The organism is Litoribrevibacter albus (genome assembly GCF_030159995.1).
GTDB classification, from domain to species: Bacteria; Pseudomonadota; Gammaproteobacteria; order Pseudomonadales; family Litoribrevibacteraceae; genus Litoribrevibacter; species Litoribrevibacter albus.
The window spans coordinates 439,602-454,780 of record NZ_BSNM01000015.1; the positions used below are offsets into that span (position 1 = coordinate 439,602).

Below are 15,179 nucleotides of genomic sequence, written 5' to 3' on the forward strand. Positions count from 1 at the left end.
GGGAACCGAATGTCTGATAACAAAGTTGATCACCTGGATGAATTCCAGGAATCGATCCGTCAGCATACCAAAGCACTTGTTGACGCTGTCGAAGCGGAAGATTTTACAAGTGCTATCCAACATGTACAAAGCTTGTCCGATGTAAGAGACCAAAACTTATATAAAGAGATTGGTCGACTGACACGAGCTTTGCATAACTCTATCAAAAATTTTGAAATTGATATCTCTGAACACAATTCTGAAATGTCTCAGATGGCAGATGCGTCTGATCGTTTGGATTATGTGATTCAGTCAACCAATAAAGCTGCTAATAAAACCATGGATCTTGTCGAAGACACGATTCCGGTGGTTGATGATCTCAAAGCAGAAGCCTCTGAACTTTCTTCAGAGTGGGGTCGTTTGCTTAGGCGCGAAATGGATGTTTCCGAATTTAGAAACCTCTACAAACGAATAGATGAGTTTCTTAAAAAGGTAGAAGGTTCGAGTGGGACTATGTCCACTAACTTGTCCAACATCCTATTGGCTCAGGATTATCAAGACCTGACCGGCCAGGTGATTCAAAAAGTCATCAAACTGGTGAAAGGGGTTGAAGATGATCTTGTTCGCCTGGTTAAAATGGCTGGACTCGTGGAACGAATTACCGGTATCGAAAATTCTCAAGAAGTTACTGAAGCCGCCGATGAATTGTTAGCAGAGGGTCCTATCATTGACGCAGAAGAGCGCGAAAATGTAGTGACCAGTCAGGATGAGGTGGATGACTTGTTGTCCAGCCTGGGATTCTAAGGAGTCATTGAATGAGTTTCGAGGCCGATGAAGAAATCCTCCAGGATTTTCTTGTAGAGTCAGGTGAAATTTTGGAGCTGCTTCAAGAGCAGTTGGTCGACCTGGAGCAGAGACCAGATGATAAAGACCTGTTAAACGCTATTTTCCGTGGTTTCCATACGGTCAAAGGCGGGGCAGGCTTCTTACAGCTACATAATCTGGTTGAATGCTGTCACGTTGCAGAGAATGTGTTTGATATTCTTCGGAATGGTCAACGCTCTGTTACATCCGAATTAATGGATGTTGTTCTTCAAGCACTGGATGCCGTCAATGAAATGTTTGACTGCGTTCGTAATCGTGAACCTCTTCCAGCAGCAGATCCTGGACTAATCGCGAGCCTCGAAACTTTAGCAAGACCTGAAAGTGAAGATGCTGTAGCTGAAACAAGTGCACCAGAACCTGTAGAAGATGCAGCTGATGCCGAGTTTGATCAAATGGTTGCAGCATCGGACACTCCGGCAGGGTCTGATGAGGACGACTTGTTTGATATGGATTCTTCACCGGCTCCAGCGTCTGGTGGGACTGGCAGTGATGAAATTACTGAAGAAGAGTTCGAAGCTTTACTGAATGAATTACACGGTGAAGGAGGATCGCCTTCTGCACCGAAGCAGGCTAATGAAGAGCCTGCGGCTCCTGCCCCCGCACCAGTGGCAAAATCCTCTGGCGGTGATGACATCTCTGAAGATGAGTTTGATGCACTGTTGGATCAATTGCATGGTGCCGGTAAAGGCCCTAGTGCTGCTAAGGCGGAGAAAGCTCCGGAAGCACCAGCAGCCCCTGCGCCTGCAACGGGTGGTTCAGGTGGCGATATAATCACGGATGATGAGTTTGAGAATTTATTAGATGAGTTGCACGGTGCTGGTAAAGGCCCTTCAGTCACTGCAGATAAAGGTGCTGTCAGTTCAGCGCCGAAAGCAGAGGCACCTAAGCCTGAAGCACTAAAACCTGCGACTCCTGCACCGTCGAATGCTAAACCTGCTGTGCAACCAACAGCACCCGCTGCTCAGAAGCCGGCCGCACCAAGAGCGCCAGCTAAAGATAATGCTGCACCGACTGAAACCACCGTTCGTGTAGATACCAAACGACTCGACGATATTATGAATATGGTGGGTGAGTTGGTATTGGTTCGAAATCGACTGGTTCGTTTGGGCATGTCGAGCAGTAATGAAGATATGTCAAAGGCTGTTTCAAATTTGGATGTCGTGACGGCGGATCTTCAAACGTCGGTTATGAAGACTCGAATGCAGCCTATTAAAAAGGTGTTTGGTCGCTTCCCGCGAGTTGTTCGGGATTTGGCGAGAACCTTGAAGAAAGAAGTCAATCTTGAGTTGGTGGGTGAAGAAACCGACTTGGATAAAAACCTAGTTGAGGCGTTGGCCGATCCGTTGGTTCACTTGGTTCGTAATGCGGTGGATCATGGTGTTGAAATGCCAGAGGTTCGTGAGTCGAACAATAAACCTCGTACCGGGAAGGTTGTTCTTTCTGCTGAGCAGGAAGGCGATCATATCTTATTAAGTATCACCGACGATGGCGGTGGTATGGATCCGAATAAACTTCGTCAGAAAGCGGTTGAGAAAGGTCTGTATGATCAGGACGCTGCTGATCGGTTGAGTGACAAAGAAGCATTTAACCTGATCTTCCATCCTGGTTTCTCAACCAAGGAAGAGATCTCTGACGTGTCTGGTCGTGGTGTGGGCATGGATGTTGTGAAAACAAAAATTTCACAACTGAACGGTACCATTGATGTGGACTCAGAGATCAGTAAAGGTACTCGGATTTCCATTAAAGTGCCTTTAACTCTTGCAATCATGCCAACACTGATGGTGATGTTGGAAGAGCAAGCGTTTGCATTCCCGCTGGTAAGTGTGAACGAGATTTTCCATTTGGATATCACTCAGACCAATATTGTTGATGGTCAGGAAGTGATTGTGGTTCGCGAAAAAGTCTATCCGCTATTCCACTTGAAACGTTGGTTAGTTCGTCGACCAAGTACACAGGAAAGTGAAGACGCAACAGCTCATGTTGTGATCGTTTCAGTAGGCACACAGCGTGTTGGTTTTGTCGTAGATCAGCTCATTGGACAGGAAGAGGTTGTTATTAAACCCCTTGGTAAGATGTTGCATGGTACGCCAGGAATGGCTGGTGCTACAATCACCGGGGATGGCCGCATAGCGTTAATTCTTGATGTGCCAAGTATGCTCGGTAATTACGCCTCTAAGTCGATGAGCAACTATAAATAATAAAATTTTGGAGTACCAATGGCAGTAAAAGTTCTGGTAGTTGATGATTCGGGTTTTTTTAGAAGACGCATCAGTGATATCTTAAACGCGGCCAGAAACATCGAAGTAGTTGGTACTGCATCCAATGGTGCTGAAGCGGTTGATTTAGTTCAGAAATTACAGCCCGATGTGATCACAATGGACTTTGAGATGCCGGTTATGGATGGCATTACAGCGGTTCGTGAGATCATGAAGGTTCGCCCAACGCCCGTCATTATGTGTTCTTCTTTGACATTTGACGGAGCTCGGGTGACATTGGATGCGCTTGAAGCTGGTGCCGTCGATTTTCTTCCAAAGAATTTTGAAGATATTTCTCGTGATCCGGGAAAAGTCCAAAAAATTCTTGCCGAGAAAATTCGTGGTGTGGCCGGGTCTAAAACGTCTAATACCTTGCAGTTCAGGTCAACTGGCGATAAGAAGGCGGATATGAAGGCAAAACGCGAAGCTATTCGTGAAGCCTTGAAGTCTTCTCATACCTCAACCTCTCCTGCACCTGCAACAACGCCAAGTGTTCAGGCCACTCCTCAAACGGCACCTAGAACTGAGCCTGTCAGAGAAACGCCGCCTGCCAGAAAATCGTCATCAAGCATTCGTTCTTCAGATATTAAGCTCGTTGCTATTGGCACCTCTACTGGTGGGCCAGTGGCTCTACAACAGATTCTTACGTCCTTGCCTGCAAACTTCTCCAAACCGATTGTTTTGGTTCAGCATATGCCTGCCAACTTTACGGCAGCCTTTGCGGAACGATTGAATCAAATCTGTAAGATTACAGTGAAGCAAGCGCAAGATGGTGATCAATTGACGCCTGGCGTTGCCTTGTTAGCTCCGGGTGGCAAGCAAATGATGATTGACCGCCGTAATGGTGGCACCATCAGAATCATCGAAAGCGATCAGCGTTTGAATTATAAGCCATGTGTGGATGTGACCTTTGGATCGGCCGCTAATGTCTTTCAGGGAGGCGTATTAGGAATCGTCTTAACTGGAATGGGCGCGGATGGCAAAGATGGTTCGGCATTATTGAAGAAAACGGGCAGCTCCGTTTGGGCACAGGATCAGGAAAGTTGCGTGATCTTTGGTATGCCTATGGCAGTGATCAACGGGGGCTTTGCTGACGACGTGCTGAGTCTGAATCAGATTGCACGAAAGTTGGTTGATGAGGTTTCATAACAATGGATGTTTTGAGTCTGTTCGGGTTAATTCTCGGATTAGGCGGGATTCTATTCGGTAACTTTCTTGATGGTGGCCATATTACCATGCTGGGTAATTTGGCGGCCTTCGTTATCGTGATTCTGGGCACGTCCGGTGCCATGTTATTGCAAACCACGCCGCGATCATTTCGACATGCTTTGAGATTAACCAAGTGGATATTCTTGCCGCCTTTGGTGAATTTTGAACGAGGCATAGAGCAGATCATGTTCTGGAGTACCACGGCCCGTAAAGAAGGCTTGCTTGGGCTTGAAGGCATGGCTGATGCTGAAGCTGAACCCTTTGCTCGTAAAGGGCTTCAACTGTTGGTGGATGGGGCAGAACCGGAAACCATTCGTCATACCTTGGAAATGGTCATTGATCTTGAAGAACATCGGGACATAGCTGCAGGCTTGTTCTGGGAAGGTATGGGTGGATACGCACCGACCATTGGTATTATTGGCGCAGTCTTGGGGCTGATCCATGTCATGACCAATCTGGGAGAGCCGGAGTTGTTGGGGCAGGGCATTGCTACCGCCTTTGTTGCGACCATTTATGGTGTGGGCTCGGCGAACTTGTTGTTCTTACCAATTGGTGGAAAGATCAAAAGCATTGTGATTTCTCAAGGTGAGTATAAACAAATGATACTGGAAGGCTTGGTTGCTATCTCCGAAGGTGAAAACCCGAAAGCCATTGGCTCAAGACTTCAAAGCTTTATTGAAAAATAATCGCTTTTTACATCCGGTCATTAAGAGATAACACTATGGCTCGAAGACGACGCATAAATTTACATGGGCCAAGTCACGAGCGGTGGCTAATCTCTTATGCTGACTTTATCACCCTCATGTTTGCATTTTTTGTGGTCTTGTATGGCATATCTTCTGTTAATGAAGGTAAGTACAAGATCCTTGCATCGAACCTGATTGGCGTATTCAACGCGCCACCGACCTCCAGTAATCCGATTCAGATCGGGGATCAGGCCCGACAAATTCCCATTACTGAGAAGCGATTGATTGTTCAGCCAAACCAAGTGGCGGAGCAAGAAACCTCCACCACGGTTCCACAGGAAGCCGACATGCCTAAGCTGCAAGAAGCGTTTGAGCAAGGTTTCGAGGGCTTATTAAAGCAAGGTGTCATGTCTCTGGAAGGCAGTGAGGACTGGTTGGAGGTGACGTTAGGGTCGGAAGTGTTGTTTGGAACCGGCAGTTCAGAACCAACTCGTAAAGCAGAAGACGTGATTGCTGATGTGGCAATGATTTTAGGGGGCTATTCCAACCCTATTCAAGTTGAAGGGCATACCGATAATGTGCCTATTAACAATCGTGAGTATAAGAGTAACTGGGACTTATCGGCTGCAAGAGCGGCAAGTGTTGTCCGGCAATTGCAGGAAGAGGGGCTCGATCCGTCTCGTTTGGCTGCGGTCGGGTATGGTCAGTTCCAGCCTTTGGTAAGAAATACCACGCCTTTGAATCGTCGGAAGAATCGACGCATCGTCCTGCTGATCTCAAGGTCTGCCGTTACTCGGAAGGATCTGGATCAGGTTAGGCAAGCTCAGCCTTAACATCACTTAGATCAAACAATGGTTCAACAAAGGAAGGATGGCATGTAGCTTGCTATCCTTCTATAGGTTGGTCTTTTTTTATTGGAGTCGGCAATGCGTGTTTGGGCAGTTGCAAATCAAAAGGGTGGTGTAGGTAAAACCACCACAGCGGTTAGCCTTGGGGGCTTGTTAGCCGATCAAGGGAAGCGTGTGCTTCTGGTTGATCTTGATCCTCATGGATCAATGACCAGTTATTTTGGCTATGACCCGGATGAGCTTGAACACTCTTGTTTTGATTTGTTCCAGGCATCTGATGCGATTCCACCTGAATTACCAAGCCAACTATTGCTGGATACTAGTCATTCCAATATCAATTTGCTGCCGTCTTCTACGGCATTAGCAACGCTAGAGCGAAGTATGGTTGGCAAAGAGGGAATGGGGCTTGTGGTGTCTCGTTCATTAGCTTCATTGTGGGATGACTTTGATTATGCCTTGATCGATAGTCCGCCTATCTTAGGGGTTCTGATGATCAATGCGCTGGCTGCTTGTTCTCGTTTGATCATACCTGTGCAATGTGAGTTTCTTGCTCTGAAAGGGCTGGAGCGAATGGTACACACCTTAAATATGGTGACCAAGTCGAGACCCACTCCGCTGCCGTATCATATTGTTCCGACCATGTTCGACCGTCGAACTAATGCCTCTTTGCACAGCGTCAAAGAAATGCGACATACCTACCCGGATACCGTTTGGGATCACATGATCCCTGTAGATACGCAATTTAGGGATGCGTCTAAAGCTGGGGTGATTCCGAGTGCTTATGATTCCGAAGGCCGGGGCGTTCGCAGTTATGCCAAGTTGTTGAAGACATTAACAGCTCAAGAGTCTTGATAGGTCGCTCTCATGGTTCCCAGTCAAAAAGACGTTGTTGCCGATTATTTAAATGACATGTTTGGTGTGACAACGCCTTCTGCTGAACAAAAAAAGACTAATCAAGATGATGATTCCAGTGCCGATAAAAGTGACCTGAGTGTTTCTGACAGTAAGTCAGCGTCGGTTTCTTCTGATAAGAACAGTGCTGAATCTGCCTCTGTAAAACCGAATGCTCAAGTCGATATTTCATCCACCGCCACTAAAGTGAAAGATGGAACGGTATTGAATCCGTTGGAAATTTCAGTTGAAGGGTTGGATATCGATTGGACACCTGAGTTTTCCAATGAATTGGATAAGCTCAGTTACGAGATAGATCGAGATAAACAACTCAGTTGTTTGGTGGACTTGGTCCACAGGCCTTTACCGTCAATGAGTGATGGGGAACTGTCTTTGGCTATGTTGGAATTGTTAGCATTGTTAAAGCAGCTTCCAGAGTCGAGATTAAAAGAAATATTACGTGCTCAATACGATAAAGTGGCGCACGCAAAGAAACATGAAAATATAGACTGCGTATCTGCTTAAGTTGGTTGTGATGCGTAGCGGTTTATCGTCAGAGAATACTGTTCAGGTTGTAGTGTTATGAGTGACAGTCAAAAATCATCAAAAACCAAGGTGAAACCGGAAGCGGTTAAGCCTATGGCTGCATTGCAAGGATATCTTGATGATATGTTGGCTGTGGCAACAACGACTGCTGCGGTTCAAGAGACAGTTGTGCTTCAAGAGACTGTTGGTGTTCAAGAGACTGAGACTTCTGAACCTGAGGTGAAGGTTGAAACTCAGACCATTGAGCATGTTGAATCTGTGGTGGAAACGGTTGAAGAACCTGTTATCGAGACTTATACCCCAGAAGAGCCTGATTTTGAGCATGTCACTGAGACTATGGTTGAAACGGCTCCTGTAATCACCGAATCGCCAGTGATTGCAGTCCCGGATATTGAAATTCCTGACGTGATAGTCTCTGAAAGTGCGGTTCCTGAACCGGAAATAGCAACTGAAGAGCCGGAGCTTGAAGAGGAAACCACAGAAACCCCAATTCAAGTGGCTGACGATCCAACATCGTTCCAGCAGCAACTGAGTCAAAAAGCCCTTTCTCCTGAAGGTGTTGAATTAGCTTATCCGCAATGGGCGGCCTCGGGCTTCGAGTGTCTACTGTTTTATGTCGGTGGCATTAAGCTGGCGGTGCCTTTAATTTTGTTGGGTGGTATTCATCGCATTGATAAAGAATTGACGCCCTTGTTTGGTCAGCCTGAGTGGTTTCTGGGGCTCTATCCTAAACCTACGATGGATGGTCAGCAAAACATTCGGGTTGTTCATACTGCGAAATGGGTGATGCCGGAAAAACAATGCCCTGAGGTAGACCCGATTAATCACTATGTGATTTCACTAGGGGATAGCGAGTGGGGATTGTTAAGTCATCAGTTGTCGGATTCTATTCGTTTAACACCGGATCAAGTGAAGTGGCGAACATCTGCGGGTAAGCGACCTTGGTTAGCGGGTACGGTCATTGATCATATGTGTGCGATTCTTGACGTAAATCGTTTGGTTGATTTACTGAATCAAAACTCTCAACGACTATCTTAGGTTCTACTTTATTAAGTGCTACTTTCTTAAGTTCGATTATCTTAAATTTCTGCGAGCCTTCATTTTTGGTTTGTACGATCTCATTTTGGCACATTAGCTGCAATTAACTTTATAGCACCAAAATTTTGACGAATTTTAGGGTGGTATAGAATATTTGTTGATATAAGACGGAAATTTCTAAGGAAATTTTTCTTATGGCCGACAAAGATTTTAGTAAACTGCTCTAAAATGAATGGTATGTGGGTGAGAAGTTAATTTTCTTACTGGTTTTAATTTTGGTGTTATGAGGTAGAAGATGGCAGCGCATTCATCTCAGGCTGGTGACGATCCTATTTTGCAATGGGTCACGTTTAGATTGGACGACGAGACCTATGGCATTAACGTAATGCAAGTACGTGAAGTATTACGTTACACAGAGATTGCTCCAGTTCCGGGGGCTCCACCTTATGTTTTAGGGATCATTAATCTGCGCGGTAGCGTAGTGACGGTGATTGACACTCGAACTCGCTTTGGCTTGGCTTCTGCTGATACGACGGATAATACCCGTATTGTTATCATCGAAGTGGAAAACCAAGTGGTTGGCATTCTTGTAGATGCAGTGGCTGAAGTGGTTTATCTACGTCAGTCAGAGATTGAAACGGCTCCGAATGTGGGTACTGAAGAAAGTGCCAAATTCATTCAGGGTGTTTGCAATAAGAACGGTGAGTTATTAATTCTCGTCGATCTTGAGAAGCTGATGAGCGAAGAAGAGTGGGCTGAAATGGCCATGCTGTAACTGGTAGGTTGTAACTCGTAAGTTTAAATTCTTACGGTTGTAACGCCATTGTTACAGTAGTTGTTGTGATCAACAATGTGAATGGCCATCTGATAAACGAAGGGTGGATCTCATGTTGCCTCCAAACATCGGTAAGACCGAAAGCATTCTGCCTGTTAATCGGGTAAGAAAGGTTCGGAAGTACCGAGAAGAAGATAAAGAAGATACTGAAAACACCGAACAAGAAGAACCAGATACTACAGATGACGTGTCGGAAGAGATTGAATCTGTGTCTGAATCTGAGCAAGGTGAACAGTATCCTCATATTGATGACTATGTTTAGTTGGAGGAGTTATGGAATTCACCTGGTTTATCGGCTTTGGTCTGGTCGCTATGGCAAGTTTGATTTCAGTTGGTATCGCATACAGTTGTTATCGTAAAAGTGAACTGGCAAGGCAGCAGGTAACGGAAGAGTTAGCGCTTGTGTTGTCAGAGTTTAAAGCATTCAAAAGCAGTAGCATCGGTATTGGTAAAAAGTTGATGGGTCTTGAAAAAGATCTGGCCGATACGGTTGAAAAGCAACAAGACTTTGAATTCCAGGACCCAAATTCCCTTCCATATACGCAGGCGTCTCGTTTGATTCAAATGGGGGCTGATGCTGAAGATTTGGTGAACAGTTGTGGCTTGTCAAAAGCTGAAGCAGAACTTTTGATGTTGGTAAATCGTCAACCGTTAGGCGCTGCACACTAGTCGCACTTTTTGTGATCGTTTCTCTTCCTTGACTCTTCTTTACTCTGCTAAATCGTGACTAAAGTGTCGGATCGTTTGGCGGAGTAAATCCTTCGGGTACTTTGTCTCTCAATTTATAGGCAAAGGCAATAATCTCTGCGATGGTTAGATAAAGCTCTTCAGGGATTTCTGAACCTAATTCAAGCCGGCTTAGAGTGCGTGCCAATTTTTCATCGTGATAGAGCGGGATACCATGCTCTTCAGCCACTTCTACTATTTTACGAGCTAACTCATCTTCCCCTTTGGCTGTTACCTTGGGCGCATTTTTTCCGTCATAGTTGAGTGCAACGGCGGTATCAATAGTCTTGCCTTCCTTCATAGATTAAACCTTTACACTCAATGATTGGCTGGATGTTTTAACGATGCTTTCTCTTGGCATATTGATCATGCCAAAGCGGGTGTTAACACTGACCTGAGAGGATAAATGGCTTCTGCATTGTTGTTCAAGGTCGGCAAGGTGTTCATTCAGTACCGACAAGGTCTCTTTGTGATCGGAATAGAAGTTCGCGGTCAGGTGCTCGTTGTCTACATCGTAAATGATTTGACCTATAAAGGGTGCTAATGGTGGCAGTTCAAACTTCAAGTGCACAAGCCATTGGCTTTTCAAGGATTTGTTACTGCCTGTGGTATCGGATTCTTTAGGCAGTTCTTCACTGATGTCGATGCCGACACTTGTGGGGCCGGTGTGCGTCATAATTGGAAGGTCGATATGAATATGAGTGGGCGTGTTTGCGTCAATCTGACTGCCCGCTGAGGCCAATCTTAGTGCCGTCATTCGACCTGTTAACTCCTCAACGTTCACCATTAGTTGACGGAGTACATTGCTGATTTGAAGTTCCGTAGTGCCTTGCAGTAAGGATTGTTTAACGTTGCCTGTAAATAATTGGTGTTTGCGGAACTCGGCCAGGCGAAGCCATTGGCTGCTATCAATAGCGCGTTGTGTTTCGACGGAACTATTGGCAGGCAACATTGAGCTTGTGGTGGCTGTCTGTGCCGGTGTTAGAGCTTCTTTCGATTGTGCTTTTGCTTCTTTTGCCGCTGCGGCGATGTCTGTGGTGGTTGTGTTGCCGGCTATTCGTCGTATGGATTCCAACATCCAATCTAGTAAATCTGACTGCGATTGTGTGGTTGGTGTCATTAAGGACAGAACTTGCGTCCACTCTTTCAAGATCGGGATGTGTGATGCTTGAGTTTCTTGTGCCGAGGGTGAAATGCCGGTGCTGGTCTGAATGTTTGGCAGTGGTGTTGATGTGTTGGCGTTTTGATGAACCGCAGCCGCTAATTGGCTGGGTTGAGGGGCGGTTCCTTTAGGTGCTAATGCTTGGTCGATTAAACCTTGCAGCTGGATCAATCCTGCTATCAGTGTTTGTTGCGGGCTAACTGGAGTTGCAGTTAATGGTGCCATTTGGGGTGAAACATTTTGCCTGTTTGAGTTGGTGAGCGGTGACTGCCAGGTTACTAGCTCTCTAATAAATGTCTGAATATTGGCTTTGAAGTCTGTTTGTCCTGAATGTGGTAGCCGATCAAACAAATCCTTTTGGATTGACTGAGAGACCAGCAGTAATAAGTTACTTAATGGCAGTGCTTTGGGGACATCTCCGCCCGTCATGCTAGCCTGAGGTGCATTTGGGAGTTGTTTGATGATAGACGCCACGGCTTCCATGGTGATGCTTAAATCCAGCAGTGCACCGGTTGATGGTCTGGATTGGCCGAGCCACATCTTAATCACGTTATTAATTTGTTCTTGAGACACATTAACTGGCGTTGTTGGTTTGAATGAATCAGGTTTGATTGGCTCGGGCTTTAGTGATTCGGGTTTTAGTGACTCAGCAGATTGTGACTGGGGAGTGCCGGCTGTCTTTGCCGCATTTTGTAGTAATTGAGCATCTTGCGATGCGGGTTGTTTTACTGAATTGTTCAAATCCGGGCGTTGAGTTTGCGGTGTTACTTTTTCAATGCTCAGTTGTTGGTTCTGAGTCACCTTAAGTTCAAGTTGATCGCCTTTATCCAACGGAAATTGGGTAATGATGTCAATGATCTTTCCCTGGATGACAATCTGCGCTTTGTATTGGGCAATCGTTTGTTGAGTGGCTTGTTGCGTTGTTGTTTGCTGTGCTGCTGTTTGCTGTGCCGTTGTTTGCTGTGCCGTTGTTGGCTGTGCTGGGCGTTGTTGCAGCGTGGCAGACAGAACATCCGCTTTTATCATTTGATTAGGGGTAAGGGAGCTAAGCACATTTTGTGCGTTGTTATTCTGCGGTGCGGGCTGAATAGCTGCGAGTTTGAATTGTCCGGGTTGAAAAACGGTTTGCATTCCGAAACGCCTAATCTACTGAGTTACATCATTTAATAATACATTGAATTTGTAGTATATTCCTGACTCCTCAAATGATAGGTTCACCATAAATGATTTCGGCGGGGTCAGCATGACAGAATATCTGTCAGTCAAAAATTTATTGATCGAACGAGACGATCGACTTTTATTCAAAGACCTGAATTTTACTCTGTCTGCAGGGGAAGTCATTCAGTTGGTTGGACGCAATGGTTCAGGCAAGACTTCGCTGATTCGTACCTTGTTGGGATTAATGCCCGATTTCGAAGGTGATTTATTTTGGAAAGGAAAGCCCTTATATCAAGAGCGTGACGATTTCTTTAATCATTTGTTGTATCTCGGGCATAAGCCTTCGATCAAATCTGCGTTGACTGCGAAAGAAAATCTCGAATGGCTGGTAGCGCCTTATGAGACGTCAGTGTCTGAGAATATTGAGAACGCGCTGGCTGAAGTAGGTTTGCGTGGCTATGAGGATGTTGAGTGCCATTCCATGTCAGCAGGGCAAAATCGCCGTGTTGCTTTGGCGCAGTTATATCTTCTGAATTTACCAGTATGGATTCTAGATGAGCCGTTTACGGCTATTGATTTGGCCGGGGTGGCTCAACTGGAAACTCGTATTGCAGAACATGCGGCCCAAGGTGGTGCTGTAATCTTAACAACGCACCATGTATTGGATATTGACGTTGTGAAACGTGTGAACCTGGATGACTTTATGCCAGGAGGTAAGCATGGCCGCTGATCTTGGATTTTCTGCACTGTTAAAACGTGATTTGAAATTAGCATTTCGTCAGAAAAGTGATGTAATCAATCCGCTAATGTTTTTCGTGATGGTGATTACCTTGTTCCCTCTGGGCATCTCACCGGACCCTGATGAGCTGGCTGTGATTGCACCAGGTGTGGTTTGGGTTGCTGCGCTTTTGGCGTCAATGTTGTCGATGGAAAATATGTTCCGTTCCGACTTTGATGATGGCTCTTTAGAACGCATGTTGGTGTCGCCTTTACCCGGCTTTCTCATTGCGCTGGCCAAAGTGATCAATCATTTCCTTGTAACTGGCTTGCCATTAGTTATAGTGTCGCCAGTTTTGGCATATATGTTGAACCTGCCTTCTAAAGCCTATGTTGTGATGATGGTTACCTTATTGTTAGGGTTACCAACATTAAGCTTGGTGGGGGCGATTGGTTCCGCCTTAACCGTAGGTTTAAAACGTGGGGCACTTTTGTTGCCTTTGTTGGTCATACCCTTGTTTATTCCGGTTCTGATCTTTGGAACCGGCGCTGTGCAAGGCGTAATTGTTGACCAACCTGTTTCAGGTCAATTAAGTATATTAGCTGCTTTGTTATTGTTCAGTTTAGCAAGTGCGCCATTTGCATGTGCAGCGTCTTTGAAGATTAGTATGGGGAACGGATGAGTTTAGCAGAGACAACATCACCAAATTGGAAAGCCAGATTTAAGCGCTGGTTCCATAGTTGGGCCTCTCCAAAGTGGTTTTATGAAAAGAGTGAACGCTGGTTACCTTGGTTATCCATTCCGGCGATGCTACTAATCCTGACGGGTGTGGTTTGGGGGCTTGTGTTTGCACCTGAAGATTATCAGCAAGGCAACAGTTTCCGAATCTTCTATTTGCATGTCCCTGCTGCGTTTTTATCACAATCGATCTTCATGATGATGGCGATTGTTGGCGGTATTAATCTGATCTGGCGTATAAAACTCGCTGACATGGCTGCCAAGCATTGTGCACCGATTGGTGCCTCTTTTGCGGTATTGGCATTGGCTACGGGTGCCATCTGGGGCAAACCAACCTGGGGTGCCTGGTGGGTTTGGGATGCACGTCTGACTGCGATGCTGATCTTATTATTTCTCTATCTAGGCGTGATTGCCTTGTATTCCGCTATCGATAACAGAGAAACGGCTGGTCGTTCTACAGCGGTCTTATCGTTAGTCGGCTTAGTAAATATTCCCATTATCAAGTATTCAGTAGAGTGGTGGAACACTCTGCATCAACCTGCAACCTTCAAGTTAACAGAAAAACCGGCGATGCCATTTGAAATGTGGTTTCCGGCGTTACTTGTAGTGTTAGGGTTTTATCTCTTTTTTGGTTGGATGTTGTTTAAACGTATGCGAGCTGAAGTGGTTGAACGCGAGTTCAAAGCGAAATGGCTTCAGGAAAAATTAAAATCATAACGAATACGTGACGCAAACATTAGTAGAAAAGTCATAGTAGAAAAATACTACTAGAAATGTACAAGTGATTAGAACGGGTGAGCAAATCTGATGATTTGATTTACTCGGCGGAGATTGAATAGTGGGTCAGTTTGAGTCGTTACAAGCTTTGATGGAAATGGGCGGACATGGATTGTATGTCTGGTTGTCCTATGGAATCGGTGCTGCGGTGATCATTTACAATGTGGTTAGCGCAAATATGGCGAAAAAGAATGCAGAAACGCGCGCCAGAAAATATATCCGTCGACAAGAACTGGAGGGGTAGAGAGTATGGCTATGCATCCAAAACGTAAGAAGCGGTTAATTGCCGTTTGTATGATTGTACTGGCCGCAGGTGCCGCAATCGGTTTAATTCTTTACGCCTTGTCTTCAAATATTAATTTGTTCTTTTCTCCAACCGATATTGCTGACGGCAAAGCGCCTGTTGAACAGCGCATCCGAGCGGGTGGTATGGTGTTGGAAGGCAGTGTGAAACGTGGTGAGAAGTTAGATGTGCAGTTTGTGCTCACTGACTATGCCAACAACGTTACTGTTCAATATAACGGTATCCTTCCTGATTTATTCCGCGAAGGGCAGGGGATTGTTGCGACAGGTAAGTTGGACGCCAATCGGGTGTTTATTGCGAGTGAAGTACTGGCGAAACACGATGAAAATTACATGCCACCAGAAGTTGCTGAAGCGCTTGAAAAATCAGGCCACAAGGTCAAAAGCGACTCAGAAAAACCTGCACAGTATTAAGAGGTGCCCTT

Annotated in this window: 18 protein-coding genes; 16 read left to right on the forward strand and 2 right to left on the reverse strand. The window is 45.6% G+C overall.

The genetic code is table 11. The annotated features are described in order from the left end of the window. Positions 1–9: 9 nt before the first annotated feature. From QQL66_RS14380 to QQL66_RS14430, 11 genes are all read left to right on the forward strand, one after another. Positions 10–783, forward strand: coding sequence for a protein phosphatase CheZ (locus tag QQL66_RS14380; RefSeq protein ID WP_284382324.1), 774 nt, complete (start codon positions 10–12; stop codon positions 781–783). Positions 784–794: 11 nt separating this feature from the next. Continuing rightward, positions 795–3,062 carry a chemotaxis protein CheA gene (locus QQL66_RS14385; protein ID WP_284382325.1) on the forward strand — a complete coding sequence of 756 codons (2,268 nt, stop codon included), beginning with the start codon at positions 795–797 and terminating at the stop codon, positions 3,060–3,062. An 18-nt stretch (positions 3,063–3,080) separates the two neighbouring features. Then, positions 3,081–4,268: a protein-glutamate methylesterase/protein-glutamine glutaminase gene (locus tag QQL66_RS14390; RefSeq protein ID WP_284382326.1), complete on the forward strand. Its 1,188-nt coding sequence runs from the start codon at positions 3,081–3,083 to the stop codon at positions 4,266–4,268. A 2-nt stretch (positions 4,269–4,270) separates the two neighbouring features. Then, entirely contained in the window at positions 4,271–5,014 is a 744-nt protein-coding gene (locus QQL66_RS14395) for a flagellar motor protein (RefSeq protein ID WP_284382327.1), read from the forward strand. Between the two features lie 35 nt (positions 5,015–5,049). Continuing rightward, a complete protein-coding gene (gene motD, locus QQL66_RS14400) occupies positions 5,050–5,847 on the forward strand; it encodes a flagellar motor protein MotD (RefSeq protein ID WP_284382328.1) in 798 nt (265 codons plus the stop codon). Positions 5,848–5,940: 93 nt separating this feature from the next. Further along, positions 5,941–6,714, forward strand: a complete 774-nt coding sequence (locus tag QQL66_RS14405; RefSeq protein WP_284382329.1) for a ParA family protein — start codon at positions 5,941–5,943, stop codon at positions 6,712–6,714. Positions 6,715–6,726: 12 nt separating this feature from the next. Then, the gene (locus QQL66_RS14410) at positions 6,727–7,278 is read left to right on the forward strand and encodes a hypothetical protein (RefSeq protein ID WP_284382330.1); all 552 of its coding nucleotides are present in this window, start codon (positions 6,727–6,729) and stop codon (positions 7,276–7,278) included. A gap of 57 nt (positions 7,279–7,335) precedes the next feature. Beyond that, positions 7,336–8,337, forward strand: a complete 1,002-nt coding sequence (locus QQL66_RS14415; RefSeq protein ID WP_284382331.1) for a chemotaxis protein CheW — start codon at positions 7,336–7,338, stop codon at positions 8,335–8,337. Between the two features lie 295 nt (positions 8,338–8,632). Continuing rightward, positions 8,633–9,112 (forward strand): chemotaxis protein CheW, encoded by a 480-nt coding sequence (locus QQL66_RS14420; RefSeq protein WP_284382332.1) that lies wholly within the window; start codon positions 8,633–8,635, stop codon positions 9,110–9,112. 112 nt (positions 9,113–9,224) lie between these two features. Next, positions 9,225–9,434, forward strand: a complete 210-nt coding sequence (locus QQL66_RS14425) for a hypothetical protein (RefSeq protein ID WP_284382333.1) — start codon at positions 9,225–9,227, stop codon at positions 9,432–9,434. 11 nt (positions 9,435–9,445) lie between these two features. After that, on the forward strand, positions 9,446–9,841 hold the full coding sequence (locus QQL66_RS14430; RefSeq protein WP_284382334.1) for a DUF2802 domain-containing protein: 396 nt from the start codon (positions 9,446–9,448) through the stop codon (positions 9,839–9,841). A gap of 58 nt (positions 9,842–9,899) precedes the next feature. Here QQL66_RS14430 and QQL66_RS14435 read toward each other — a convergent pair whose 3' ends face one another. Together QQL66_RS14435 and QQL66_RS14440 are read right to left on the reverse strand one after the other, a co-directional pair. Further along, on the reverse strand, positions 9,900–10,199 hold the full coding sequence (locus tag QQL66_RS14435) for an EscU/YscU/HrcU family type III secretion system export apparatus switch protein (RefSeq protein WP_284382337.1): 300 nt from the start codon (positions 10,197–10,199) through the stop codon (positions 9,900–9,902). A 3-nt stretch (positions 10,200–10,202) separates the two neighbouring features. Next, on the reverse strand, positions 10,203–12,191 hold the full coding sequence (locus tag QQL66_RS14440; protein WP_284382339.1) for a hypothetical protein: 1,989 nt from the start codon (positions 12,189–12,191) through the stop codon (positions 10,203–10,205). Positions 12,192–12,303: 112 nt separating this feature from the next. On the opposite strand from QQL66_RS14440, the gene ccmA reads away from it, so the two are divergent. The 5 genes from ccmA to ccmE all read left to right on the forward strand — a co-directional run bounded on the left by ccmA (position 12,304) and on the right by ccmE (position 15,168). Then, complete coding sequence (gene ccmA / locus QQL66_RS14445; RefSeq protein WP_284382340.1) at positions 12,304–12,948, forward strand: cytochrome c biogenesis heme-transporting ATPase CcmA; 645 nt, start codon at positions 12,304–12,306, stop codon at positions 12,946–12,948. Beyond that, the gene (gene ccmB, locus QQL66_RS14450) at positions 12,938–13,618 is read left to right on the forward strand and encodes a heme exporter protein CcmB (protein WP_284382341.1); all 681 of its coding nucleotides are present in this window, start codon (positions 12,938–12,940) and stop codon (positions 13,616–13,618) included. The genes ccmA and ccmB overlap by 11 nt, the downstream gene beginning before the upstream one ends. After that, entirely contained in the window at positions 13,615–14,391 is a 777-nt protein-coding gene (locus tag QQL66_RS14455; RefSeq protein ID WP_284382342.1) for a heme ABC transporter permease, read from the forward strand. Before ccmB ends, QQL66_RS14455 begins: the two co-directional genes overlap by 4 nt. Before the next feature lie 121 nt (positions 14,392–14,512). Then, a complete protein-coding gene (gene ccmD, locus QQL66_RS14460; protein WP_284382343.1) occupies positions 14,513–14,695 on the forward strand; it encodes a heme exporter protein CcmD in 183 nt (60 codons plus the stop codon). 11 nt (positions 14,696–14,706) lie between these two features. Next, positions 14,707–15,168, forward strand: a complete 462-nt coding sequence (ccmE, locus tag QQL66_RS14465; protein WP_284382433.1) for a cytochrome c maturation protein CcmE — start codon at positions 14,707–14,709, stop codon at positions 15,166–15,168. Positions 15,169–15,179: the final 11 nt, after the last annotated feature.

Coding starts and splice junctions, on each gene's coding strand:
- QQL66_RS14380 (WP_284382324.1), top strand. CDS start 10: ATGTCTGATAACAAAGTTGATCACCTGGATGAATTCCAGGAATCGATC.
- QQL66_RS14385 (WP_284382325.1), top strand. CDS start 795: ATGAGTTTCGAGGCCGATGAAGAAATCCTCCAGGATTTTCTTGTAGAG.
- QQL66_RS14390 (WP_284382326.1), top strand. CDS start 3,081: ATGGCAGTAAAAGTTCTGGTAGTTGATGATTCGGGTTTTTTTAGAAGA.
- QQL66_RS14395 (WP_284382327.1), top strand. CDS start 4,271: ATGGATGTTTTGAGTCTGTTCGGGTTAATTCTCGGATTAGGCGGGATT.
- motD (WP_284382328.1), top strand. CDS start 5,050: ATGGCTCGAAGACGACGCATAAATTTACATGGGCCAAGTCACGAGCGG.
- QQL66_RS14405 (WP_284382329.1), top strand. CDS start 5,941: ATGCGTGTTTGGGCAGTTGCAAATCAAAAGGGTGGTGTAGGTAAAACC.
- QQL66_RS14410 (WP_284382330.1), top strand. CDS start 6,727: ATGGTTCCCAGTCAAAAAGACGTTGTTGCCGATTATTTAAATGACATG.
- QQL66_RS14415 (WP_284382331.1), top strand. CDS start 7,336: ATGAGTGACAGTCAAAAATCATCAAAAACCAAGGTGAAACCGGAAGCG.
- QQL66_RS14420 (WP_284382332.1), top strand. CDS start 8,633: ATGGCAGCGCATTCATCTCAGGCTGGTGACGATCCTATTTTGCAATGG.
- QQL66_RS14425 (WP_284382333.1), top strand. CDS start 9,225: ATGTTGCCTCCAAACATCGGTAAGACCGAAAGCATTCTGCCTGTTAAT.
- QQL66_RS14430 (WP_284382334.1), top strand. CDS start 9,446: ATGGAATTCACCTGGTTTATCGGCTTTGGTCTGGTCGCTATGGCAAGT.
- QQL66_RS14435 (WP_284382337.1), bottom strand. CDS start 10,199: ATGAAGGAAGGCAAGACTATTGATACCGCCGTTGCACTCAACTATGAC.
- QQL66_RS14440 (WP_284382339.1), bottom strand. CDS start 12,191: ATGCAAACCGTTTTTCAACCCGGACAATTCAAACTCGCAGCTATTCAG.
- ccmA (WP_284382340.1), top strand. CDS start 12,304: ATGACAGAATATCTGTCAGTCAAAAATTTATTGATCGAACGAGACGAT.
- ccmB (WP_284382341.1), top strand. CDS start 12,938: ATGGCCGCTGATCTTGGATTTTCTGCACTGTTAAAACGTGATTTGAAA.
- QQL66_RS14455 (WP_284382342.1), top strand. CDS start 13,615: ATGAGTTTAGCAGAGACAACATCACCAAATTGGAAAGCCAGATTTAAG.
- ccmE (WP_284382433.1), top strand. CDS start 14,707: ATGCATCCAAAACGTAAGAAGCGGTTAATTGCCGTTTGTATGATTGTA.